A 2,869-nucleotide genomic window follows, 5' to 3' on the forward strand; every position below is an offset into this window, starting at 1 on the left:
AGGCTCCCGTCGACAAGCGATCCTGAACCCACTGCTCGATCTCCAGTGAGTCCCAACCGACGGCACGCGTGCCGATGCGGCGGCATTGCGGGAACAGTCCGGCTTTCATCAGGTTGTAGATGTGTGAACGTTTGAATCCAGTTTTTTGTTCGACCTCATCACGACGCATGATATGGCGTTCGGCAAACAGCGGGGCAGGGCTGGTAGGTTGCATGGTGTCACTCCTTAGCGCCGGATGGCGCGTGATGGGATGTGACAGTCATTGAAGGCCGGCAAAGGAGACAAATCATTGCCAGGCAATGGCACTCATTGCCTGGCAATTCGCTCTTAGGCCTGTAGGGCTTGGGCCAAATGACGGCGAGCTTGTGCAAATTTCCGATCAAGGGTGCGTTTGCTCAGGCCAGGAATACCCGGTAACTGCTCGGTAATAGCGTCGACAACGGCAGCCTGGTTCTTGTAAATCGACCGCAGTTGGCCGCTTCTGGATTTGCCCAGCATGACCGTCAGCAAGGCGCCAATGATCATGTAGTGCACGAAGGCGGAGGCTTCAGAGGGCACCTCAAATACGCCAAGCTGCGGGGACAACTCTTGCTGGTTGAAGGCGGGAGCCGCCTCTTCGGCGATGGCCGAGTGCGCTTGGCGGAGTTTTTTAATCTCGCGGACGTCGGCATCACGCTCCGCTTGTAGGGCCAGGTGCGCAGTCAGACTGACGCATTCGGAATGGTCGATACTCTGGGAAAATAGGAACGCTGGCTTTTCTTCTGGGTAATTGCGTGCAAACCAAACCCGGAGATCAGAATGGCGAATGGACCAATAGACACGTTCAGCCTTGTCATTAGAAGTGATTGGGCGTCCAAGGTAGGTCGCGGGCAACTCGCCACAGACGATGGCATCGTAGAGACGTTCGACATAGGCGTGGAGAAAGGGCCATTGCGGAAAATGCTTGAGAAGACAACCGGGATGAGCGAGATCTACCTGCAGAATTTCGCCTTGGTGTTCGGCGAGGTCGCACCAGAGGATTGCGGCATCGATAGGGTGGTAGGAGTTTTTGATCGAGATCATGGTAAACAGCCTCCGGCTGAATGTGTCCTAGATTCGCTGGCGCGGGCAACTGTTCGGGGCCCCTGTCGAGCGAGCCAGATTCCTAAAATAAATTTTGGATCCGATTCTGGTGACAACTCTAAACTGGAATAGTTCGCTCACAATAGACGCGTTAGCGATAGTTTTTGGCGTAAGGCAGGAGGACAGCGCCAAACATTGAACACGCTGTTGCCTTAAGAGGTATTGCAAACTCCGGCTTGAGCGCCTCGATCGCATTGCGACGCGGATGAGTCAAAATGACTGCGTATCCGACGATTTCGTACCGCGATACGGGCCATGTTATTCACCTGTGCAGGAGTGCCAATGATCGTTCTGGCGAGCAAATTCTCAGGTTTGAGAATGCAAGATTCTCCAACCTCAGCGCGGTTTTTTGCCCGCGGGCCTGGATGGACGGTACGCCGAGGCGGACAGGGGCCTGATTCACAAAAAGCCCGGGCCGATCCCGGTGATAGACTCAATGGGCCGTCTTGGTTTAGGTGTAGGCTGTAGGCGATTTACCAGGTAAAAAACTGCGTCGGACGCCATCAAGCGCGGAGCGGCTGGACTGTGCACGGTGTGTGCGAGGAGGACACCATGACAATGCCGAACGAGCGCACGCGCGCACTCATCCAGACGCGAGACTTTCTGGTCGAGCTGGCAGAAGATTCTGCGCTTTCAGCATCTATTCGACGGCAGGCCCGCCAGCTGTTACGGCATTATCCCCATGCAAACGAGATCCTGCGGGCCGGGCAGCTCGAAGAGCAAAGGGTCGACCGACTGACCGAGCCCTTTCTGAGCTCCAGCATCGATTGACCGCCGTGGCCACTCATCATCAGCCCAAAGCCGCTGATCCTGGTCTGTGGATACGTAGAGGGGAAAGGGCTACATCGCCTTCTCGACCCAGGGCGTTATGGAATTCCACTGGCGCTCAATGGCGCTTCCGATTAAACCGGCGTTAACTCATATTCCATTGGATGGGACATCATTGGGAGGAAGTGTTAATGAGCACTTCAACTGCGACTCGACGTCCGGGAAAAAAGCAAGAGGCGTCCCGAGAGGAGGGCATCGCGGCCTTTTGGCGATTCAGTTCCGATCGAGAGCCGCTGACGGATGCGCAGAGGCTGCACCAAATAAAAGTTGGGTTGCCCTCCGACCTCATCCAGGTGGTTCGTTTGGCCTTCAACCTTCAGGACCGCCACCTGGAAACGCTGCTCAATGCATCAATGTCAACCCTGGAAAGACGCCGGCGAGAGCACAAGAACCTTGATCCTGTCGCCTCCGAACGTTTGGACAGAATTGCTGTGGTCAGTCACTTGGCCGAGGCGATATTTGAGACACAAGTGACAGCCACGCAGTGGATGTCGGCACCGAATAAAGCGCTCGGAGGGACGGCACCGATCATGCTCTGCGAAACGGAGATAGGGGCCAAACACGTTCGCCTTGTCCTTCAGGCCCTGGAGTGGGGCGGTGCTGCCTGATGGCACCTGGCGACGACCGCTGCTACGAAATACGTGACGGGCCTTTCGGGATGCGTCCTGGGAAATCCGACGTAAGCGTCCGCCGAAGTCACCTTGCGTGACTCAGGCCGGCACCCACTGATACGGCAGCAGTTGATCAATCTCACTGGCACGCTGCGTTGGCAGCCGCGTCAGCACATCTTTGAGATAGGCATATGGATCATGCCCATTCATGCGCGCCGACTGGATCAAACTCATGATCGCCGCTGCTCGTTTGCCGCTGCGCAGTGGACCGGCGAACAACCAGTTGGAGCGGCCGAGTGCCCACGGCC

Annotated in this window: 5 protein-coding genes; 2 read left to right on the plus strand and 3 right to left on the minus strand. The window is 56.5% G+C overall.

From position 1 onward, the window contains the following. The coding region (locus tag A7K61_RS30455) for an AlpA family transcriptional regulator (RefSeq protein WP_069559013.1) at positions 1 to 214 on the minus strand (214 nt) is incomplete at its 3' end. A gap of 113 nt (positions 215 to 327) precedes the next feature. After that, positions 328 to 1,062: a hypothetical protein gene (locus A7K61_RS30460; RefSeq protein WP_069559014.1), complete on the minus strand. Its 735-nt coding sequence runs from the start codon at positions 1,060 to 1,062 to the stop codon at positions 328 to 330. 612 nt (positions 1,063 to 1,674) lie between these two features. Between A7K61_RS30460 and A7K61_RS30465 the strand changes: the two genes are divergently transcribed. Both A7K61_RS30465 and A7K61_RS30470 read left to right on the plus strand, forming a co-directional pair. Continuing rightward, the gene (locus A7K61_RS30465; protein ID WP_069559015.1) at positions 1,675 to 1,893 is read left to right on the plus strand and encodes a BPSL0761 family protein; all 219 of its coding nucleotides are present in this window, start codon (positions 1,675 to 1,677) and stop codon (positions 1,891 to 1,893) included. Positions 1,894 to 2,081: 188 nt separating this feature from the next. Then, positions 2,082 to 2,558, plus strand: coding sequence for an antitoxin Xre/MbcA/ParS toxin-binding domain-containing protein (locus tag A7K61_RS30470; RefSeq protein ID WP_069559016.1), 477 nt, complete (start codon positions 2,082 to 2,084; stop codon positions 2,556 to 2,558). A 102-nt stretch (positions 2,559 to 2,660) separates the two neighbouring features. On the opposite strand, the gene A7K61_RS30475 is transcribed toward A7K61_RS30470, so the two are convergent. Next, positions 2,661 to 2,869, minus strand: a 209-nt coding sequence (locus A7K61_RS30475; RefSeq protein WP_171905512.1) for a transposase domain-containing protein, incomplete at its 5' end; no start/stop codon positions are given.

The sequence above is a fragment of the Pseudomonas sp. AP42 genome (assembly GCF_001728935.1).
Classification (GTDB): domain Bacteria; phylum Pseudomonadota; class Gammaproteobacteria; order Pseudomonadales; family Pseudomonadaceae; genus Aquipseudomonas; species Aquipseudomonas lactis.

What these genes read in the sequence shown, in the direction of transcription:
- A7K61_RS30460 (WP_069559014.1), bottom strand. Translation starts at nt 1,062, where the DNA reads ATGATCTCGATCAAAAACTCCTACCACCCTATCGATGCCGCAATCCTC.
- A7K61_RS30465 (WP_069559015.1), top strand. Translation starts at nt 1,675, where the DNA reads ATGACAATGCCGAACGAGCGCACGCGCGCACTCATCCAGACGCGAGAC.
- A7K61_RS30470 (WP_069559016.1), top strand. Translation starts at nt 2,082, where the DNA reads ATGAGCACTTCAACTGCGACTCGACGTCCGGGAAAAAAGCAAGAGGCG.